Genomic DNA, 20,572 nt, shown 5'->3' on the forward strand with positions numbered 1-20,572 from the left:
AACGATAGCCAGCGCGGGCGGGGTTGTCTGTAGGACGACGGCTATTGCCGAATTTCTGCAACAGGAACAGCCCAAACTTCGGGGAACAAAGGGTGCGCGAGCGGGCTGCCCGGCGCAAGCTGCTCTTTCAAACCAGGGATTTCCGGTGAAGTACGCCACGACCGTGGCGCGTGCACCATGTCGTCACCAAGGTAGCGGGCGCTGAACACACGGCGGCGGTTCGCGCTGCCCGCACTGGCGTGCAGGGTGAGCATGTGGAACGCGACGAGGTCGCCCGGCTGCAGCGCCCAGCCGATGACGCGGTTGCGATTTTCCTGCAGAGTCATGTCGGGAATGTCGGCGAGCGAGCCTTCCGGAAACCATTTCGCCTGTTGCGTCATGAAGGTGCGCGGCATGTACCAGGTGCCATCGCTGGACCCGGCGAGAAATTCGAGCGTGCTTTCGCGCGGCACCGGATCGACGGGAATCCAGAAGCTCACGTTCTGCCGCCCGTCGACGTTGTAGTACGGCTGGTCCTGATGCCAGGGCGTGGGTTGCCGGGTGCCGGCCTCTTTCACCAGCAGGTGATCGTGATACAGGCGCACGCGCTGGCTTCGCATGAGTTGCGCGGAGATCGACGGCAACGCGCTGTGGCGCATGATGTGCTCGTATTCGGGGATTCGCTGCCAGTTGCAGAAGTCCTCGAAGAAGTGGCCGGGGTCGTCGGCCGCGCTGGCCACCGCTGCCAGCGGGCCGGGCGCAGCAAGGTTGGCTTCGATGCCGCGTTCCAGCAACGCCAGCTCGCCGGCATCAAGTGCGCCGCGGATCACTACGGCGCCATCGCGCTGATAGTCCTCAATAACCGACGGCGACAGGCTGAATGTCTTCATTCCCGTAGGCTATCGCAGTGGCGGGAATTGCTGACCGGCGCATGACGCGATCGCAGGCACAATGCCGTCATCGGTTTGTCATCCGGGTATCACTTCATGGACATATCAATCAGCCGACGGCAGTTGCTGGCGACGTTGGCAACAACCCCGTTGCTTGCGCGCGCCGGCGCGCAGACGGCCGACGTGCCGACTGCGGCGGCCGCTGCACCCGCAGTTGGCGCCGCTCCCATCGTCGAGGAGGTCCCGTACGTGCAGACGCCGCCACATGTGGTGCACCGCATGTTGCAGCTCACCGACCTTGCTGCTCGTGACGTTGTGTGGGATCTTGGCTCCGGCGATGGCCGCATCGTGATCACTGCCGCGAAAAAATTCGGCGCCCGGGCGGTCGGCTACGAGATTGACCCGGCACTGATCCGCGAAAGCCGTGAGCTGGCGCTTCAGGCGGGCGTGTCAGGCCGTACCCGCTTCGAGCAGAAGGATCTGTTCACGCTGGCATTCAGCGAGCCTTCGGTGGTGACCATGTATCTGTTGCCCGAGTTCAACCTGAAGCTGCGACCGCTGCTGCTCGCGCAGATGCGCCCCGGCTCGCGGGTGATCTCGCACGAGTGGGACATGGGCGACTGGCGGCCGGATGAAACGCTGATCATTCCGTCGAACGAAAAGCCCTACGGCACGGCGCGCGAGAACCGGGTGATGCTGTGGGTGATTCCGGCGCCGGTGGCTGGTGAATGGCGGCTGAGCACCCCGGACGTTCGCTTCACGCTGACGCAGCGGTTGCAGGAGGTGACCGCCACCCCATCGCAGGGCAAGGTGTTGTGGGCCAGCTTGCGTGGCACCGAGCTCGCGATCGCCTGGCAGGACGGCAGCAAGCGCAGCGTGTTTCGCGGTGAAGTGCGGGGCAAGCGCTGGCAGGGGCGGGTGCAGCGTCTGGGCACTTGGGCCAACACGCAGTCGGGGCCGCCGGTGTACTTCACCGCGACGCTGGTTTAGCGACGCTCCAGACCATCAGCTTTTCCAAAAAGTGGCGTCCGAACGGGGATTAAGCGCAAGAAAAGCCGAAAGTCGACAATTGATTTATTGGTGGCCTAAGCCCAAATAAAACGGCAATCTCAGCAGAAAGCTATAGCGACTGGAAATGCGCCGCAATCATGCCCGGCGTGACCTGCGACCAGTCGGCCGGAGACCATTTCGGCGCGCGATCCTTGTCGATCAGCAGGGCGCGCACACCTTCGCTGAAGTCGTGCCGGCGCTGGAACTGCCGCGCCAGCACGAGGTCGGTCTCAAGGACCGCAGCGACGTCGAGGCTGCGCGTACGGCGCAGGTACTCGAAGGTGACGCCGGCGGAGGTGGGCGACCCCTGCGCCAGATTGCGCGCTGCGGTGGCGAAATAGGGCTCCTGCGCCGCCAGGGAGGCGAGTGTGTCACGGCAGGCTGGCGCGCTGTCGCAGGTCGCGAGCCGCGCAATGTCCGCTGCGTGTGTCATCAATGTGCCAGAAGGCGCATGGTCCGTCGAAACGGCAAAACCCCTCACTACGCCAGTCACGACGACCTTGTCGCGGCTGCCATCGCCGGACCATTGGCATTGCTGTAGCGCTGCGCAGAGACCGGTACGCGTGTCGTCCGCGACTACCGCGTCGGCAAGACCAATATCCAGCGCATCTTCCGCAGTGATGACGTGCCCGGTCAGCGCCAGCAATGCACCGACGCCCGCTGGCATGCGATTGAGAAAGTATCCGCCCCCAACGTCCGGGAAGAGGCCGATGTGAATTTCCGGCATCGCGATTTTTGAGCCCTGCACAAAGGCGCGATGGCTGGCCCCCGCGACCAGACCCAGTCCGCCGCCCATGCACACGCCGTGGCTGACGGCGACGAACGGCTTCGGGTAGCGATGAATCAGCAGATCGAGCTCGTACTCGACGCGAAAGAAGGTGTCGCCGTAGACGTAACGGGCATCGCCCTCAGTGCCCGCCAGACCGCGCAGATGGCGCACCACGCCGGCCACGTCACCACCCGCGCAGAAGCCCTTGTCGCCGGCGCCGTCCAGCATCACGCACACGATGGAAGGATCGGCTGCCCATCGTGTGAACTGCGCCAGCATGAGTTCGCACATCTCAAGATCAAGCGCATTCAGCTGCCGTGGCCGGTTCAGAGTGGCAATAGCTATGTGGTGCCCGCTGACCGTGGGCTCAGTGCGAAACAGGACGGGTGACTCAACAGCGACAGACATTGATCAGGGAAACCGCACGTGATGCGGTAGCGAGAAGACAAGTCGAAATTATCCATGCGGCCCGGCACAGCGCCCGATACAGCGCAGTCCCGGCCCCCGCTATAGATCGCGTTCCCAGTTCTGCCCGACCAGATCGAGACCGAACGAGTGGTGCCTTTCTTCGGCGACCAGCTGAAACCCCTCGGCGACGTAGATGGCGCGCGCAGCGTGCAGCACATCGTTGGTCCACAGCGTCATCCGGCGGTAACCGGCCTGCTGCGCGAATTCGATGCAGGCGCGCACCAGCCGCTTGCCGATGCCCAACCCGCGCGCCGCTGGCACCAGCAGCACCATGCGCAACTTGGCGACGGTATCGTCCTGCTTCACCACGAAGGCGCAACCGAGCCGCTCCTCAGCAGCGCCTTCGCCACGCACGGCGAGGTAACAGACTTCGTGCGCTGCATCGAACTCATCGACAAAATCGGCCGCGATGCGTGCGACGAAAGACTCGAAACGGATATCCCAGCCGTACTCGCGAGAATAAAGCTCACCATGCTGGCTGATCACCCAGCCGATGTCACCGGGGCGGTGCGTACGCAGGCGGATCCCGCTATCGGCGTTCATCGCGCACGCGTTGCCGACAACTCGGACGTGCAGCGCGCCATGAACAGCGCGTCAACATAGCCACCCTCGCGGAACGAAAAGTCACGGTGCTGGCCTTCGTGCAGAAAACCGAGCGACTCGTACAGCTTGATGGCGCGGGCGTTGTCAGCGTGGACGGTGAGTTCGATGCGGGAATAGTTGGCCCAGCGCTCTGCAAAATCAAGCGTCATGTTCATCAGCATGCGGCCAATGCCGAGGCCCTGATAGCGTGTCATGATCGAAATGCCAATGCCACACACGTGACGCAACCGGGGATTGTCGGAGACGGGATGTACACCAGCATTACCGACCATGCGGCCGTTGACCAGCGCGACAAACATCGCCTGCCGGTTACCCGGCCCGCTGGCGGTGAGGCGTGTGCGCCAGAGTTCTGCGGTGGTGTATGGATGCTGCAAGGTGCCCAGTGCAGCGCTGCGGTCGGCAAACACGCGCGCGAAACCTTCGGCATCGTCTTCGGTCGCCGGGCGGATGACGACCTTGACAGGCGCGCTCCGCCGCGTGCGTTTCGCATTGGGCAGTGCCGGTGATGGTGGCGCTGGCATCGTCGCCGCGTTGATACGTGCCATTGTTGCGCTATCGGCGTAACCATCAGCGTGCGCCAGCTCACAGCGCTTGACGCCCTCCGGTTCAAAGCCGAACGAGGCATAAAACCGCTCCAGCGGCGTTGGTGCGGGGTCGACATAGTCAACACGGCGTGGCACGTTGACCTCAATGCGCCGCAGTTGCAGGCCCTCGTCAGCAGCGCGGATCGCGGCATTGAGCAGTGCACGACCAACACCGTGACGCCGATGATCCGGTCGCACCGCAAGCAGGTCGAGCACGCCGGCATGCTTGCGCCGCACATGATTGGGGAACGCCCGCAACAGCAGTACGCCGACCAGCGCCTCGCCAGCGAATGCGACAAGCGGAAGACAGGCCGCGTCGGCATATTCGCCCAGCCGTTTGTCCCAATGGGCGCCACTGCTGTACGGTGGAATCAGCGTGAATGGCAGCATCGCGCTGTCGCAGAACAGCGCAGCGAGCAAGGCGGCATCGCGTGGCTCGGCACGGCGAACGGTCAATGAAGAAACGGCGGCAGTTGTCATGCCGCAACGATAACGCAGAGCCGGGAGATTGGGTAGGCGCGAGCAAGCTCGCGCACACGGGCTAAAGTTGGGTCGCGGCCGAGCCGCTTCCACATTGCGGCGCGGCAGTTATGCCTTCGCCTTGCCCTTGCTCGCTGGCGCCTTGGCTGCCTTCGGTTCTCTCGGCGGGAACTCGAAGCCCACCTTCACTTCGTCCTTCTTGCGCTCAATGACGAGGAACGCCTGGAACGGTCGCTTGGTGCGCGTGGAGATGAACTTGGTCAGCAGATCGGTCTTGCCATCGGTGAGCAGTTTCACCATCTGCTCACGCTCGATCGGCTGCTGCAGGATGATGCGGCCGGATCGGAAATCGCACTTGCGCGGCTTCTCCTTTTTGGCCGCCACTTCGCAGATGTAGGCGGATTCGAGTTCAAACACGCCACTGCCGCATTTCGGGCACTTGCCCACCGGCTCCATGGTGCTGAAGTCCACTGGGTCAGCGCCTTCGCCGACCTTGCCTTCGTCTTCGTCCCAGTAGAACTCGATTTCCTGCGCATCGTTCATGCGCAGGTTGGCGTTGAAAGCCCGGCCCAGCTTGGAGCGGAAGCCTTCCAGCCCCTCAATCTTCTTGTCACGGATCAGCGTTTCGGCTTCGTCCACCGAAAGCTGGCGTCCGGCGAGAATCTTCCAGAATCCGAAGTCGCATTTGGTGCAGGAGAATTTTTTGTAGTTCTCCTTCATCGCGCCGCCGCAGCGGGGGCACGGTGTGGCGAGATCGGCGAAATCACCGGGCACCGTGTCGCTCTCGTGGCCTTTCGCCTGTTTGACAATGTGCTTCGCCATGGCGGCGATTTCCGCCATGAACTTTTCACGGCTGATTTCACCCTTTTCCATGCGCGCGAGCTGGGTTTCCCAGTTCGCGGTCAGCTCAGCCTGCGTCAGTTCCGGCACGTTGAGACCGTTGAGCAGCGTAATCAGCGAGAACGCCTGCGGGGTAGGTTTCAGCACCTTGTCCTCGCGGACCAGGTATTTCTGCAGGATCAGGCCTTCAATGATTGACGCGCGTGTGGCCGGCGTGCCGAGCCCCTTCTCCTGCATCGCCGCGCGCAGCTCTTCGTCGTCGATCAGCTTGCCCGCACCTTCCATTGCCGACAGCAGCGTCGCCTCGGTGTAGCGCGCAGGCGGCTTGGTCTGCAACTCCTTGGCGGTGACTTCGCTCGCCTTCGGTTTCTCGCCAGCGGCGACCGGGGTCAGGTTGCCGGTTTCCTCGGTGTCGGCTTCCTTGCCGTACACCGCAAGCCAGCCGGGGTTCACCAGCACCTTGCCTTCGCTCTTGAACGCTTCGCCTTCGACGCGCGTAATGCGGGTAGTTTGCTGGAACTCGGCCGACGGATAGAACACCGCAAGGAAGCGCTTGACGACCATGTCATAGAGCTTTTCTTCCAGCTCGTTCAAGGCCTTGGGCAGTTGCAGCGTCGGGATGATCGCGAAGTGATCGGAAATCTTGGTGTTGTCGAAGACGCGCTTGTTGGCTGGCCGCACGTATTTCTTGTTGCGGATTTCACGGGCGAACTGGCCGTAGCGATTGGTTTCTTCCAGTTGCTCTAGCGTCTGCCCTACCGTGCTGACGTAGTCCTCCGGCAGCGCGCGTGCGTCGGTCCGTGGGTAGGTCAGCACTTTGTGCTTTTCGTAGAGCGCCTGCGCCAGCGAGAGCGTGGTACGTGCCGAGAAGCCGAAGCGGCTGTTGGCCTCGCGCTGCAGGCTGGTCAGGTCATAAAGCAGCGGCGGCGCCTGCGTGGTCGGCTTGCTTTCTTCCTCGACGATGCCCGGCTTGCCGAGGCACTTGAGTACGATGGCCTTGGCGCGTGCCGACGCTGAAGCTTTCGCTTCCGGGGTATCGAAGATGCGCTCGGCGCGGGCGTGTTCGTCATCGCCCTTTCTGAATTTCTCGTCGAACCAGCGACCAGCGTATTGCCCGGCTTTGGCATCAAACGTGGCGTGCACTTCAAAGTAAGTGCGCGGCACGAACTTGCGAATCTTCTCCTCGCGCTCCACCATCAGCGCCAGCGTCGGCGTCTGTACACGACCCACCGTGGTCAGGTGAAAGCCGCCGCTCTTGGAGTTGAAGGCGGTCATGGCGCGGGTGCCGTTGATGCCAACCAGCCAGTCGGCCTCGGAGCGGCTACGTGCGGCGTCGGCGAGACCCTGCAACTCCGCGTCGCTACGCAATTTGGCAAAGCCGTCGCGGATCGCCGTCGGCGTCATTGATTGCAGCCACAGCCGCTTGACCGGCTGCTTGGCCTTTGCATGCTGCTGGATCAGGCGGAAGATCAGCTCTCCCTCGCGCCCTGCGTCGCAGGCGTTCACCAGTTCGGTCACATCCTTGCGCTTGATGAGCCTGGTGAGCTGTTTCAGGCGGTCAGCGGTCTTCTCGATTGGCTTCAGTTCAAAGTGCGTCGGCACTACTGGCAGCTTGGCAAATGTCCACTTGCCACGCTTGACTTCTTCGGCCTCCGGCTCGCCGATTTCGACCAGATGGCCCACCGCAGAGCTGATCACATATTGATCATTCTCGAAGTGGTCGCCGTCCTTCTTGATATTGCCGAGTGCCTTCGCGATATCGCTCGCGACCGATGGCTTTTCAGCGATGATGAGTGTCTTTCCCATTTTTTCAGTGTAACCAGAAATGGGTTTCGGGCCGCTTTGCGGTTGCTTTGCGGCCTCATCGGCAGCGCTTATCCGGTATCAAGCAGGCGTGCGGCGCAGACTGACGCAACCCAGCGCGGCTCGATGTTTTCGCTGATCGCCAGTCGCAGCAAAGCAGCGAATTCGTCGCGACAGGCCCAGAAGCAGCCTTTGATGTCAATGCGGGCGGCCACCGACAAAGCCCGTCGCAACGGCACGACAGCCGCTGCGCGGTCTTTCCGGTCCAGCGCGGCAAGCGCCTCAATCAGCGCCATGTCCACTTGCCAGGCGTCCGGACGCTGCGTCCGCATCTCGAAGACGCGCAAGGCCGATTCGTATTCGCCAACCTGAAGCAGCAACTGCGCTTGCAGTGAGGGTGTCGCCAGCGACATCACGCCATGTTCATCGATTTCCGCAAACAGACGGCACGCAGTGTCAAGTTCGCGCTGGGCGCTCACCACATCCCGCCGCAGGGCATGCCACCAGCTTCGCTCATAGTGAACATTGGCGCGCAGCATCAGATGGCCATCCGGAATCGCCTCCTGCTCAGCGAGCAGGGCACGTTCGGCCTCAGCAACCTCGCCCCGCATCAGGTGGCACAGCGAGACTGTAATGCCCGCCTCACGCGCCGCACGCTGCACGCCGGCGGCATGCGCATTGGTGACTGCTGAAATGCTCTGACCCAATGCTCCTGCGTAATCGCCACGCCGGTAGTGAAAGTAGAACCCTCGCCGGGCGGATACCCGAGCGCGCGCTACCGCTCCGAACCCGGGGTCGCCGTAAAGCTCATCAATCGCTGCCACCAGCGAGTGAGCCGGTTCCCAGCGGCGCTGGCCACTGAAGTATTCGAGCGCGTAGCCGAGCGCGTTGCCGCGAACGGTGGCGGATACGGCACTTGCATCACCGACCCAGGGCAGCACGGCGTCCGCGACCTGTGCGGCGCTGGCAAGCGCTTCACCGAACAGATCTGCGGCCAGTATTCCGGCCGCGATTTCGAGCCGGGGCTGCGGGTCAAGTGTCGCCAGACGGGCAAATGCAACGTTACGCAGCGCATCGAGCCAGCGGCGCGCTTCGCGGGAAGGGCGCCAGTCGCTGTAGAGCGCATCCACTACGGACGCACCGATGCGGGCCAGCGCAACCTGGTCGCCGGCCGCACGCGCCATGCGTTCGGCTTCGCGCACCGAGACATCAAGTGTGGGGCGCTCGAACACCGAATCGGCGTAAACACGCTGCAACCAGTACTCAAGCGAAGGCGTATCGGTCTTTTCTCGCCAGGCGTCGAGCGCTGCAACGACGCGGGTGTGGTCGGACTGCAGCCAAGCGGCGCTGACGGCGTCCGGCACCGCCGGGTCCAGCCGGCTCACTCGCCACCTCCACTCATTCCCAGCGCCGCCAGCAGGCGGTCCGAGTCAAGCGGTTTGTGCAGCACCGGGAAGCCGCTGGCGGTGAGGGCGCGCAATCGTTCTGCAGAAGTGTCCCCGGTGATGAGCACAATTGGCACGACAGCGCCCACCACCTCGCGCAACCGGTTCGCCGCTTCAATGCCGGTGAAACCATCAAGCAGCCGGTAGTCGACAACGATTGCCGCAACCGACGCTTTCTCCTGTCTGGCTACGTCCAGCAGCGGCGCAATGCTGGCTTCGGCGTGAACGCTGACGCCGAGAGCACTGAACAAGGTCTGCATCGAACTGCGGATCAACGCATCATCATCAAGCACCAATACCAGCTGGCGATCATGCGTCACCGGTCTCATCACCGACGTCACGTGGTTGCGCCGGGGCAAAGCAGTTCCAGGCAGGGTGACGGTGAAACAAGTGCCACTGCCGAGACGGGAACTGACCTTGATGTCACCTCCGAGCAGTCGAACCGAGCGCGCCACGATGGCGAGCCCGAGCCCCATTCCGCCCTGCGCCACATCGCTGCGCTTGACCTGGTAGAACTCGTCGAAAATCAACGGCAGATTGGCCGCTGCAATACCGGAGCCCTGATCCCAGACCTGCAGCAGCACATGGTCGCGACGCGGGCGCAGCGCCACCAGAATGCCACCAGAGCGTGAGAAGCGGATAGCGTTGCTGACCAGGTTATCGATGATCCGCCGCAGCAGGGTGGCGTCGGTATGCAGCGTCACGTCGGGAACCCGCGAACGCAGGCGCAACCCCCGTTCACTTGCGCCCGAGCGCAACACTGTCAAGGCTTCGTCGATCAGTGCCCGGGCACCGACTTCGGCGGCCTCAGCTGAAACTACGCCAGCATCGAATCGCGAGATGTCCAGCACCGCGTTCAACAGGGCATCAAGTGATCGTGAAGCCGCCTGAATGCCATCAACCGCCGGCATCAGCGCAGCACTGACATCCGATCCTTTCATGCGCAGCCCCTGACGCAGCGCGGCGACGTAGAGCGACAACGCATGCGCTGGCTGCCGCAGATCATGACTTGCCGCCGCGAGAAAGCGGCTCTTGGCGTTGTTGGCAGCCTCCGCCTCGCGCGTGCGCGCGTCAAGTGCAGCGGTCGCCTGCGCCACGTCGTCGCGCAAGCCGCGGCGGGCAGCATGCAGCGCCCGTGTCATGCTGTTGAAGTCAACGGCGAGCCGCCGAAATTCGCCGCGTCCGGTCTCCGGCAGTTGCGCCGAAAAATCATCCCGCGCCACTCGTCCCATCGCCGTAGACAACGCCGCCAGTGGTTCGGCGACGGCCCTGGTCGCGGCTCTTGTCAATGCCAGCGAGAGCAGCACCGCAACCAGCAGGATGGCAGCCCCCGTCCACCACAACCGGGCAACGCTACGCCGCTCGTCCTCACGCGAGACGCTGAGCGCCACATAGCCAACGCGTTGCCCCGGGCTCGCCCCGGCGTTGACGGGTGCGCTGCCAGATGACGGCAACGCGAAGAGTACGACCGGGTGCACCACACTGACCAGATGGGGATCACGTTCTACCTGCACCGACAGCGGCTTGCCGTCCAGCATGCGCAACGCTGTGGCGCCGACGTTGCCACGGTTGTCGACGGTCGCGCCATCGCGATCAGTGAGCGAGAGTCCGACAATGCCCACGCTGCGCTCGACAAAATCGGCCACCGCCTGCACGTTGGTTCGCGAGCCGGTTGCCAGTGGCAGCTCGGCGAGCATGGCGGCCTGTCGCGCCAGTGACACCGTGCGCTCGACGAGATTGCGCTCGATTTCCATCGCGTGCCGCGTCAGCAGCAGGGCTCCGACGGAGATGACAGCCAGCACCAGCGGCACCAGCGCGGCAAGCAAAATGCGGCTGCGGATGCTGCCGCTTCTCACTCGCATGCTCCGGCAAATGCCGTACTTCGGTCGCCACCGGCAGGATGGCAAAATCTGCGCATCGACGTGGCGACGCTGTACAGGCAGTGCGTCGCGAGAATTAACTCACCGGAGCGACGGACTTGCAGCGCGGAGTGACTCATGGCGGTGAATACTAGCGCGACTGGCGACGCCGTGTCGCCCGCCAGTGTGGTGATTGTTGAGGATCATTCGCTGATTCGCGATGGCTTGCGCATGTTGCTTGCACTCGAACGCAATTTCCGTCTGATCGGAGAGGCCGGTTCTCTCGCTGAGGCGCGGCGGGTTGTCGCGGACCAGCAGCCAGACATTGTGATGCTCGACGTCGGCCTGCCCGATGGCGACGGCATTGCGCTGGCGGGCGAGTTGCTGCAACAGCGTCACGACCTGCGCGTGCTCATTCTGACGGGTGATCTCGGCAGCGACACCGTCGCACGTGCCCTGGCAGTGGGTGCGCATGGCTATGTGCACAAACAGCACAACGCTGATGAGCTTTTCGCCGCGCTCAATACGTTACGCAACGGCGGTCGCTACGTGAGTGAATCGGTCGCGGCGTCGTTCGTCGCGTCGCGGCCGAAGGCGGCGCCGTCGCCGCTGGCGGTACTCACCGAGCGCGAACGTGAAGTTGTGGGCCTGCTCTGCGAAGGTGACTCCAGCAAGCACATTGCGCGCAAGCTGGATCTCAGCGTTGGTACTGTCCGCAAGCATCGCGAAAACATCATGGCAAAGCTCGACGTACACAGCGTCGCCGAGCTGATCGCGCTGGCGCTCAAGCAGCGTTAGCGGCGACCATACGGCAACTGCCGTATGGTCGCCGAAGCCGCCGTTACCTAAAGTTTGATCATCGTCACGCACGGCGCGTGGCATCGATCAAGCCGGACGGTACGTCATGTTTTCTTTGTTCACGTTCAGTGGGATTTGCAGCCGGAGGGCAGGCGTTGGCAAACTGCTGCCGGGTGCCGTTGCGGTCCTTGCTGGTTGCGTGACGCTGGCGTGGTCGGCGCTGGCCAGCGCCGCTGCCAGCGATGGTGTGCGCTGCCCCAACGGCTACGACACCCACTACGACGCAGCGCGCAAGACCATGCGTTGCGAGCGCAGCACCCCCGTGTATCGCCCGACCGTGTGCGACCCGGCGGCACCCGAGCATGTTCTCTATCGCGCCAGCAAAGGGCGTGACTTTTGCGTTCGCCCGACCGATGGCGCGCTGCCAGCCAGCGTGCTCCCCGACAACGATGCGCGGCGGCGCCCGGCGGTCTGCGTCGGCGACGACAGCGAAGGACTCAAGTGGCAACTCAACATTGACGCCAGCCCCAATGAGCGCGATCGCTGCCGGGCAGCCCGCGTCGACTGGATTTATCCGAGCCAGCAATAGCGCTGGTACGACTGGACCGAGGGGCCATCATGCAGACTCATCATCACCGCAGACCGCTGCTCCGTGCAGCGCTGGCAATCGGACTGTTCGCAAGCGCTGCTGGCGCACCGGCAGCGGCTCAGGTTGCCGGCGTACCGATCGCGATCGAAAAGCCGACGTTCGCGGGGCAAACCATCAAGGCTGGTGACACACTGGAAGTGAAAACTTCGCGCGAGCTGACTCCGGCAGACGGTCAGATCGCCATCTGCATCGGGCCGCTCGATCTGTCAAAGCAGACCCGCGCCATCAACGCCACCACCTTTCGCGCCGAACCCGCTGGCGCGACGTTGCCACCAGGCCCGCAGGAGGTGGTGGTCCATCTCATTCGTGGCGACCAGTGGATTGACCTTGCCAAGTTCACGGTGAACGTGGAAGGTCCCGCCAGCAGCGATGCCGGCACCGCCAGCAAAGGGCTCGAAAGCCGCTTCACCATCGGCATGAAAGGGCAGTTGCATGAGCGCGTGTCGGGCACGACCAAAGCTGGCACACGCGCACAGTTTCAGGATCTCACCACCACGGGGGCGCTCAACTGGGAAGGCAAGCCGCTCGGGTGGGATACGAAGACCAGCGCCAATCTGACCGGTGTCAGCAAGCGCAGCGAGGCACCACGGTTCGGCACCGAAGGCATCAACGCAGAGAAGCTTGATCTCAACGACTACAAGGCCGAGTTCACCCGCGGTGATGCGAAATTCGCGATTGGCCATCTGACCTACGGCAACCATCCGCTACTGATCAACAACCGCGACAGCCGTGGCGTCACGCTTGGCTACGCGATCACGCCGTGGCTCGACGTATCAGCCAGTGCCATCCGCGCCACCAGCATCGTGGGTTTCGATGATCTCTTCGGTCTCTCGACGGTGGATCATCGCATTTACGCCACCACGGTTGGCGTTGAAATGCTGCCTGCGAAGAAGGGGCTGCTGCGCGGTGAGCTGATGTTTATGAACGCTCACGCGCAGCCGCAGGCGAACGTCAATCAGGGACAGATCCCCGATGCCGAGAAGAGCCGTGGCCTCGGCGTACGCCTGCTGTCCACCGACCCGGATGGCCGCTGGAAGGGCGACGCCATGTGGGCGCGCTCGCGCTACGTCAACCCGACGCATCCTGATCTCGCGCAGGGCAGCGCGCTGGTCGCGGTGAAGCCGGAGACGCGCGACGCCTGGCAGGCCGAAGCCTCCTATCTTCTTGTCAAGGACGCCAAGTGGCTGGGCGACAAATACCCGGTCAATCTGCGCGCGATTGCCCACTACGAATATGCCGAGCCGCTGTTCAAGAGCCTGGGTGCCAGCTTCCTTGCTGACCAGCAGCTCACCCGCTACAGCGCCGAGGCACGAGCGGGCGAGATCGCCCTGACGCTGGTGGGCAGCGAGAAGAACGACAACGTCAAGACCATCCCGACCATCCTGAAGACGGGCACCTACGAAAAGCTGGCGCAACTCACGGTACCGTGGCCGAGCGTGTTCGGCACTGCCGAAAAGCCGGCCACGCTGCTGCCGCAGATGCAGCTGGAATCGCGCCGTGTGCGGCAGTACACGCTGCGCATTCCGGACGGCACCAATGCGCGCTCCTCGTTCTGGCCCGACCAGATCAACTACAGCCACAAGGCCGCGCTGAACTGGAACCACGAGCCCTACTCGGTGAGCTACACGTTCGAGATTGGTGATCAGGACAACCGGCAGCCAGGCCGCGAGGCGGCGGATTTCCTCATTCACACGCACGGAATCACTGTTGCCTGGCGCGTGAATGACAAGCTCAACCTGAACCTTGGCTACAACCGCAGCCGCAATTACAGCTATGAGAAGTCGCAGGCCACCTACAACAACGGTGGCACCGCAGGTATCGAATGGCAGTTCGCCGACGTCTGGTCGGTGAAGGGCGACTACGCCAAGGCGCTCGCCTTCGATTCGCTCAACCAGCAATACAGCAACACGCTCACCACCGCGTTGCAACTGGCCCGCAAATTCACGCTTGAGCAGTTCGGCAAGAAGCTGCCGGGGCAAATATTCGTCCGTGTTGCCTTCGCCCACAACCGCGCGCTCGACACCGTCGTTGCGCAAGTGCTCTCCGGGCGGCAAACGCTGGTGCAAACCGGGCTCTCCCTCAATTTCTAGCCGGATCGGGAATGATCATGCTCAAGTTCATCGCGCCGTCGTTGCGTGCTACTACAGGTGTTGTAGCAGCACTGTTTGCCACATACAGCTTTGCCATCAGTGCCGTCAACCCCACCGGCGTCAACGTGCGCAGCAATGCGCCAAACACGGTATTCATCACCTTTCAGGGGCTGGAGCCCAACGAGCGAGCGATTGAGGCGCTGTGGTGCGGCACCGTGCAACCTGGCATCGGTGCCGGTTCGGTCAGCAGCAGCGACCCCTGTGTTCCCGGCACGTTGTTCGGCCGCCTGCCGCTCAACTTCGACCGCTCGCGTGCTACGCAGGGCATAGGCCAGCGCAACTTCAGCGACATCATGGTGATCCCGGAGTCAGTCGTGCGCCGCGCCGTGCAGGAAGGCATCGAAGGCAAGAACAGCGATTTCTTCTACGTGCGCCACTTCACCGGCGGCAGTACCGGCGACAAGTGGGTGGTGGTCACCTGCCGCCTCGGCGCTGGCGGCGCCCGCACGCCGCTGTCGCTGATCGACGTGAAGATCGTTTTTTCGGGGCAGGCTGATCCGACCCAACTGTTCGTCCTCCGCAGTGGCGAGCGCCTGCCCCGTTTTTCTGCCGAGATCCAGTACAACGGCTCGGGCCAGCTGAAAGGCCGATGGGAACTGGTGCGTCCTGGTGACAGCGACCCCGAGGTCAACGATCTGCTGACCGAAGCGACGCTGCCGCTGGAGCTGCGCGCGCTGCAAAAGCGCTACACCACGCTGAGCCGCTTCTCGCAGTTTGTGATGCCGAACAGCAGTGTGCGCATTGATGGCCCGGACCCGGCGCTGCTCGACACCCGCGTCGAAGGACCGTATCAGGTGCTGCTGCGCATTGAGGCCAGTGACGACAAGGAGGCCAACTCCGAGATCGGCAACGGCGCGCTGGTCAAGACCGGTGGCGTTGCCGGCTTTCCGATGCCCACGCTGAAGTATTTCGTCGGCGACGTGGCAAATGCGCGCAACGCCGCTCCTGGATCCAATGCAGGGGCGAAGGCGGTTGATCTCATGTTGCCGCTGACCGATACCACGGTCGACGCAAGCCGCGCCGTCACCTTCGAATGGATCGAAGTGAGTGGTGCTGCGAGTTATCGCATTGACGTCGAAAGTGCCGACAAGCTGATCGTCACCAGCACCGTGCAGGGCACCCGCTATGCACCTCCACCCGGCTGGCTCGCGGCCCGCGTGCAGGGCGGCGCGCTGTGGCGCGTCACGGCGCTCGACGCCGGTGGGCGACCGATCGCGCAGAGCAATACGCGGCGATTTGTGCTGAAAGGCTGAGCCGCTGCAGTCCATCGCACCTCGCCTACCGCGTCAGTTCCACCACATTGCCGCTGCCGGAAACGGCAGCAACAACAACCAGGTCATCTTATGAAACAAAGGATCATCACCATGAAACTATTGTCTAAACCGCTCTGGCGGGTTGCTACCACCAGCCTCGCCGCTGCCGCGGTTCTTGCCGTTGACGCTGCTCATGCCGCCACCGAACTGCTGGTCACCAGCGATGTCAGCGGCGACCAGGCGCCGGCCACCTGCATGTCGCGCGAAGTCAACCTGGTCAGTGGCATCACCGTGCCGATGCGCCGTGGTGGCCGTAACACCATCCGCCTGCAGGAGCCCGGCATCAGCGCCAAGCTCACCGCCGTTGCGCTCAGCAACTGCCCGTCCTGCACCAGCAACATCCGCCGCGCTGGCGACACGGCGCGGGTGGACATCACGGTGCCGGAAACCACCCCCGTTGGCACCGGCCCGAGCGTGGTGCTCAAAATCACCGGCCGCCCGGACCCGGTGATCAATCTGTCGATCAACCCCGGCTACAGCATCGCCACCAACATGATGCCGCAGATTGGCACCGTGCGAAAAGGCGACACAGTCACCCTCGCGGGCCGCGACCTCGATGCCGGTTCGATGAAGGTTGAGCCCGCCTGCGTTGCCATCGCCGGGCGCACGGCCAACAGCCTCAAGCTGCAATACAACTGCGAAGTGCAGTCCGGCTTTCAGGGCACGCTGGTCACCGTGAAGATGTTCCACAACGTGCCCGCTGCGCAGCGCTGCGAGCTTGCGCAGGACTGGCGCATCGCCAACTTCGATGCCAACGCCAAGCCCGATCTCACCCCGGCGCTTGACCAGTTTGGCTCGAAGCCATTTCGCCCGGTGACGCCCGGCAGCAATAACGTCGACGCCTCGTTCTGCCGCAACCTGCCGCCGCCGGACTCGGTATGTGACCGCATCTTCAATTCGACCGACGGCACGGTGCGCGACGTCAACTGCCGACCGGGCATCGCGCAGGGCTTTGTCGCCATCCCGGCGCTGAATTTCTCGGTGAAGAACATCGGCGATGCGCCTGCTGCGCCTACCGTCACCAAAGTCACCGATGGCACTGGCCGCGAGCTGGTGACCAACAACACGCTCGCCGTGCCAAACGGGCAGGCAATGCCAGTGAAGGTGCGCGACGCCAAATCGGTCCGCGTGACCGCCGCGGGGCCAACTGGCTGCCAGCTCGATGTCGTCGGCCTCACGGCCAGCCCGTTCGACGCGGATGTTTACGTGGTCAAAGTCGACACCGGCAACGTGCTCAACGAAGGCGGCGCCGGCAAAGCCAACAACGAGGGGCGGTTCTAGTCACCTGGTTCGCATTTGCTCACGATCGCCGCCTGCGGGCGGCGCGTAGCTGACGCCTCTGCGCGACGGGAGCAGACGCGCGCTCTCACGCGGGCGAGCTTATCGGCGCTGGCGCGGGCGCGCGGCAGGCACATCACCTTTTGTGTCAAATGGCGTCAGTCTTGGGCTTGACCGCCGATTCGGCACAAAGTCGACTTGATGCCATTTCATGCTCTGAGCCCTAATTGAATAAGGGTTTAACAAAATAGCTGATCGCCGGGATCACGCAAATTTCTCCCTAAACGCTTGACGTTTTCGATATTTCTATGAAAATAGAATTATGGAAACCAACAACGCCGCCGCCAAACTCGCCGCCCTTGCCCAGCCGACGCGGCTGGACATCTTCCGCGCCCTTGTCGTTGCCGGCGCGCCGGGGCTGCCTGCCGGCGCGCTCGCCGAGCAACTGGGCGTGGCGCCGCCGGTGCTCTCGTTCCACCTGAAAGAGCTGCGCTTCGCGGAGCTGGTGGATTCCGAGACACAGGGCCGTTATGTGATTTACCGGGCGCGCTTCGACACCATGAACGCGCTGCTCGCCTTCCTGACTGAAAACTGCTGCGCGCGCAGCACGACGCAGGACGCATCCTGCTGTGTGCCGGATCTGGCCAGACCGGCGCGCGACCCCAAAACCCCCTGAAAGATCAAACATGAAACGATTTCACGTTCACGTTGCGGTTGACGATCTGGCGCAGAGCACGCGTTTCTACAGCGCGCTGTTCGGTGCCGCGCCGGCTGTTGAAAAGGCGGACTACGTCAAGTGGATGCTCGACGATCCGCGCGTCAATTTCGCCATCTCGGCGCGCGGCCAGTCGCCGGGTGTCAATCACCTCGGTCTGCAGGTCGACAGCGACGACGAACTGGCCGCGCTCAAGACGCAGCACAACGCCGCCGCGTTGGCGCTGTTTGACGAGGGCGAGACCAGCTGCTGCTACGCGCACAGCAACAAGCACTGGCTGACCGACCCGCAGGGCGTGGCCTGGGAGGTCTATCACACGATGGGCGAGGTGGAAACGTTCAATGGAGCGGTGGCACCGTCCTGCGGCAGCAGCGACACCGCGAAGGCGAGCGGTTGCTGCGTACCCGCTGCGTCGTCGGCCAACGCCGCACCGACTGAGGCGAAGCGCACCAGCGGTTGCTGCGCACCGGCCTGAGCCAGCGGACCCATCATGAGCAAGACGTACAACGTGCTCTTTCTGTGCACCGGCAACTCCGCCCGCAGCGTGATGGCCGAGGCGCTGGTCTCGGTGATCGGCGGTGGGCGCTTTGTCGGCTACAGCGCTGGCAGTCATCCCACCGGTCGAGTCAACCCGTTCGCGGTGGAGCTGACCACGCAGATTGGCTATCCGGCCGACCGGCTGCGCAGCAAATCATGGGACGAATTCGCCACGCCCGACGCGCCGCAGATGGACTTCATCATCACCGTCTGCGACAACGCGGCGGGCGAAGTGTGCCCCTATTGGCCCGGCAAGCCGGCCACCGCGCACTGGGGCTTTGCCGACCCGGCGGGGGTTGAGGGTAGCGATGAAGAAAAGCGGCAGGCGTTCCGCCACATCTTCAACGAGATCACGCAGCGCGTGCGCGCGTTCGCCAGTTTGCCGCTGGCGGCGCTCGATGCGCAGTCGCTGCAACACGAAGTACGCAAGATCGGCGAAACGCAGGCGGCGACGGTGTGATGCTCCGGCGTGCGCTGGTTGCCGAGTTTCTCGGCTCGCTGCTGCTCGCCTGCGTGGTGGTCGGCAGCGGCATCTTGGCCGAGCGGCTGGCGGCGGGCAACGCGGCGGTTGCGCTCCTGGGCAACACACTGGCGACGGTGGCGGCGCTTGGCGTGCTGATTGTGCTGTTCGGCCCGCTCTCCGGCGCGCAGTTCAACCCGATCGTATCGCTGGTGCTGGCGTTGCGTGGCGAGCAGGGGTGGCGTGTCGCAGCCGCATATGTGCCTGCACAGGTGGTTGCCATGATCGCCGGTGCATGGCTGGCGCACGCCATGTTCGGTTTGCCGCTGATGCAGTCGGCCACCCAGGCGCGTGGCTCGTTCGGCGAAGCGCTGGGTGAGTTTGTCGCGACCTTCTGGCTGTTGCTCACCCTTCTGGGCACCCTGGCGACGCGGCCAGTCGCCGTGGTGTTGACGGTGCCGGCGGCCATCGCGGCGGGCTACTGGTTCACCTCGTCAACGTCGTTTGCCAACCCGGCGATCACCATTGCGCGCTCCCTCACCGACACCTTCGCCGGGGTCCGCGCCGACGACGTGACGACTTTTATCGCCGCGCAACTGCTGGGCGGAGTCGCTGCCTTGGCGGTAGCGCGGCTATTGTGGCGAGCGCGTTGACGCCATCACCGGCGCCGACGCCGACGATCAGCGCCGCGGGTCGAGGCGCGGTCTGCCGTCGCCAGTCGTGGAGAGCCCGCGAACCTCTGGCAATAACTGCTCGGCGGCCAGCGCCAGTAGCCGGTCGCCGCCGGGCAGCAGATAGCGCTCGGCCGGTGCCGACACGCCGCAATCAGTCAGTGCAATCGAATCGAGCAGGCGCGTCGGATGCACACCCAGCGTCTCGGCCAGATGGGCACGGCAACTGATCAAACGGTTGAGCAGTGGCGAAATCATGGCCCGCAGACCGGGTGAATTCGAACGGAAGAATGCCAGCGCCACCGAGAATCCGGTGAGCGGGCCATAGTCGATGCTGTCATCGACCGCGCACAGCAGCCGTTGCACCGCTGCGGTGTTGCCCTGTTCGAGCAGGACCGAAAGCTCCGACGCGAAGCGGAAATCGCGGGTACTGTCGAACGCCCCATCGGAGAACACCGGCGGCGCCTTGGCGCGATCACTGGGCCAGGGCAACGGTGGCGCCGACACCAGCAACGGCGACTCGACGGTGCCAAACGCCAGCATCGGCCGCAGCCACGGCACATTGCCCAGATCAAGCGCACGATCCAGTGACGCGACCAGCTTGTCCGACAGTTCCGCGCCGGAGGCGACCAGCACCAGCCGCTGGAAGAGCTCGTGTTGACCGTTTACGTGCGGCCATTTGTCCGCCTGCCAGTAACCACTGGTGGCTACCAGCAGCACGGCATGCCAGGCGGCGGGCGACAGCAGCGAGATGGTCATTGCCTCGGCGTCCGCGCGGTCGCGAGCAGCCGCGCTCGGGGCCGGACGCCACGCGCGCGATCGCAATTGCAGCGCCATGGCGGACGTTTCGGGCGAGGGCAGCACCATGCTGGGCGAGTAGCCGAGCGATGCGCGCAACAGCTCGGCGTAGCGCAGCATCGTCGGGTCCGCGGCGGTGCGCCCCAGGCCGCGCACCGTCATCCAGAAATGCAGAAAGGTCGCCGTCGAAGGCAAGCCGAGTGCATCCTGCCGGCGGACCAGCCGCTTGCGGATCGCGTCGCAGCTGAGGCCCAGCTCAAAACAGATGGATTTGAGGTTGTCACCGAGCGCGAAACGGTCCAGCAACTGGCATTCGTCGTCGTCGATGGACGCAAAGAATGCGCCCCAGCGGGCCGCTGCCCGCGCAAGGGTGACATCATCAAGATAAGTGGCGGAAGCGCCGACGGACACACCGGTCATTTTTGTTGTGCTT

The 20,572-nt window shown here is 63.8% G+C and carries 18 protein-coding genes; 10 read left to right on the forward strand and 8 right to left on the reverse strand.

Features of this window, described 5'->3' with window-relative positions; translation table 11 throughout:
* Window positions 1-41: 41 nt before the first annotated feature.
* Window positions 42-869 (reverse strand): phytanoyl-CoA dioxygenase family protein, encoded by an 828-nt coding sequence (locus FKL89_RS02135; RefSeq protein ID WP_156861076.1) that lies wholly within the window; start codon window positions 867-869, stop codon window positions 42-44.
* 96 nt (window positions 870-965) lie between these two features.
* On the opposite strand from FKL89_RS02135, the gene FKL89_RS02140 reads away from it, so the two are divergent.
* Window positions 966-1,859, forward strand: a complete 894-nt coding sequence (locus tag FKL89_RS02140; protein ID WP_156861077.1) for an SAM-dependent methyltransferase — start codon at window positions 966-968, stop codon at window positions 1,857-1,859.
* Window positions 1,860-1,989: 130 nt separating this feature from the next.
* On the opposite strand, the gene FKL89_RS02145 is transcribed toward FKL89_RS02140, so the two are convergent.
* From FKL89_RS02145 to FKL89_RS02170, 6 genes are all read right to left on the reverse strand, one after another.
* A complete protein-coding gene (locus FKL89_RS02145; RefSeq protein WP_156861078.1) occupies window positions 1,990-3,096 on the reverse strand; it encodes an enoyl-CoA hydratase/isomerase family protein in 1,107 nt (368 codons plus the stop codon).
* A 99-nt stretch (window positions 3,097-3,195) separates the two neighbouring features.
* Window positions 3,196-3,699 (reverse strand): GNAT family N-acetyltransferase, encoded by a 504-nt coding sequence (locus FKL89_RS02150; protein ID WP_156861079.1) that lies wholly within the window; start codon window positions 3,697-3,699, stop codon window positions 3,196-3,198.
* Window positions 3,696-4,823 carry a GNAT family N-acetyltransferase gene (locus FKL89_RS02155; protein WP_156861080.1) on the reverse strand — a complete coding sequence of 376 codons (1,128 nt, stop codon included), beginning with the start codon at window positions 4,821-4,823 and terminating at the stop codon, window positions 3,696-3,698. The genes FKL89_RS02150 and FKL89_RS02155 overlap by 4 nt, the downstream gene beginning before the upstream one ends.
* A 108-nt stretch (window positions 4,824-4,931) precedes the next feature.
* Entirely contained in the window at window positions 4,932-7,469 is a 2,538-nt protein-coding gene (locus FKL89_RS02160) for a DNA topoisomerase III (RefSeq protein ID WP_156861081.1), read from the reverse strand.
* A 68-nt stretch (window positions 7,470-7,537) separates the two neighbouring features.
* The gene (locus FKL89_RS02165) at window positions 7,538-8,851 is read right to left on the reverse strand and encodes a hypothetical protein (protein ID WP_156861082.1); all 1,314 of its coding nucleotides are present in this window, start codon (window positions 8,849-8,851) and stop codon (window positions 7,538-7,540) included.
* Entirely contained in the window at window positions 8,848-10,767 is a 1,920-nt protein-coding gene (locus tag FKL89_RS02170) for an ATP-binding response regulator (protein ID WP_162527361.1), read from the reverse strand. Before FKL89_RS02170 ends, FKL89_RS02165 begins: the two co-directional genes overlap by 4 nt.
* A gap of 141 nt (window positions 10,768-10,908) precedes the next feature.
* Here FKL89_RS02170 and FKL89_RS02175 point away from each other — a divergent pair, with 141 nt between their 5' ends.
* The 9 genes from FKL89_RS02175 (at window position 10,909) to FKL89_RS02215 (ending at window position 19,323) form a co-directional block, all read left to right on the forward strand.
* Window positions 10,909-11,568 (forward strand): response regulator, encoded by a 660-nt coding sequence (locus FKL89_RS02175; protein ID WP_156861084.1) that lies wholly within the window; start codon window positions 10,909-10,911, stop codon window positions 11,566-11,568.
* A 106-nt stretch (window positions 11,569-11,674) separates the two neighbouring features.
* Window positions 11,675-12,157 carry a hypothetical protein gene (locus FKL89_RS02180; RefSeq protein ID WP_156861085.1) on the forward strand — a complete coding sequence of 161 codons (483 nt, stop codon included), beginning with the start codon at window positions 11,675-11,677 and terminating at the stop codon, window positions 12,155-12,157.
* Between the two features lie 29 nt (window positions 12,158-12,186).
* On the forward strand, window positions 12,187-14,307 hold the full coding sequence (locus FKL89_RS02185; protein WP_156861086.1) for a hypothetical protein: 2,121 nt from the start codon (window positions 12,187-12,189) through the stop codon (window positions 14,305-14,307).
* Between the two features lie 17 nt (window positions 14,308-14,324).
* Window positions 14,325-15,620, forward strand: coding sequence for a hypothetical protein (locus FKL89_RS02190; protein WP_156861087.1), 1,296 nt, complete (start codon window positions 14,325-14,327; stop codon window positions 15,618-15,620).
* Between the two features lie 111 nt (window positions 15,621-15,731).
* Window positions 15,732-16,961, forward strand: coding sequence for a hypothetical protein (locus FKL89_RS02195; RefSeq protein ID WP_156861088.1), 1,230 nt, complete (start codon window positions 15,732-15,734; stop codon window positions 16,959-16,961).
* 319 nt (window positions 16,962-17,280) lie between these two features.
* Complete coding sequence (locus FKL89_RS02200; protein WP_156861089.1) at window positions 17,281-17,634, forward strand: ArsR/SmtB family transcription factor; 354 nt, start codon at window positions 17,281-17,283, stop codon at window positions 17,632-17,634.
* Between the two features lie 10 nt (window positions 17,635-17,644).
* Complete coding sequence (locus tag FKL89_RS02205; RefSeq protein WP_156861090.1) at window positions 17,645-18,148, forward strand: ArsI/CadI family heavy metal resistance metalloenzyme; 504 nt, start codon at window positions 17,645-17,647, stop codon at window positions 18,146-18,148.
* 12 nt (window positions 18,149-18,160) lie between these two features.
* Entirely contained in the window at window positions 18,161-18,670 is a 510-nt protein-coding gene (locus FKL89_RS02210) for an arsenate reductase ArsC (RefSeq protein ID WP_156861091.1), read from the forward strand.
* Window positions 18,670-19,323 carry an aquaporin gene (locus tag FKL89_RS02215; protein ID WP_156864509.1) on the forward strand — a complete coding sequence of 218 codons (654 nt, stop codon included), beginning with the start codon at window positions 18,670-18,672 and terminating at the stop codon, window positions 19,321-19,323. The genes FKL89_RS02210 and FKL89_RS02215 overlap by 1 nt, the downstream gene beginning before the upstream one ends.
* 27 nt (window positions 19,324-19,350) lie before the next feature.
* Here the strand turns inward: FKL89_RS02215 and FKL89_RS02220 are convergent, their stop codons facing one another.
* Window positions 19,351-20,559 (reverse strand): hypothetical protein, encoded by a 1,209-nt coding sequence (locus FKL89_RS02220; protein ID WP_156861092.1) that lies wholly within the window; start codon window positions 20,557-20,559, stop codon window positions 19,351-19,353.
* Window positions 20,560-20,572: the final 13 nt, after the last annotated feature.

This window comes from Casimicrobium huifangae (assembly GCF_009746125.1).
Classification (GTDB): Bacteria; Pseudomonadota; Gammaproteobacteria; order Burkholderiales; family Casimicrobiaceae; genus Casimicrobium; species Casimicrobium huifangae.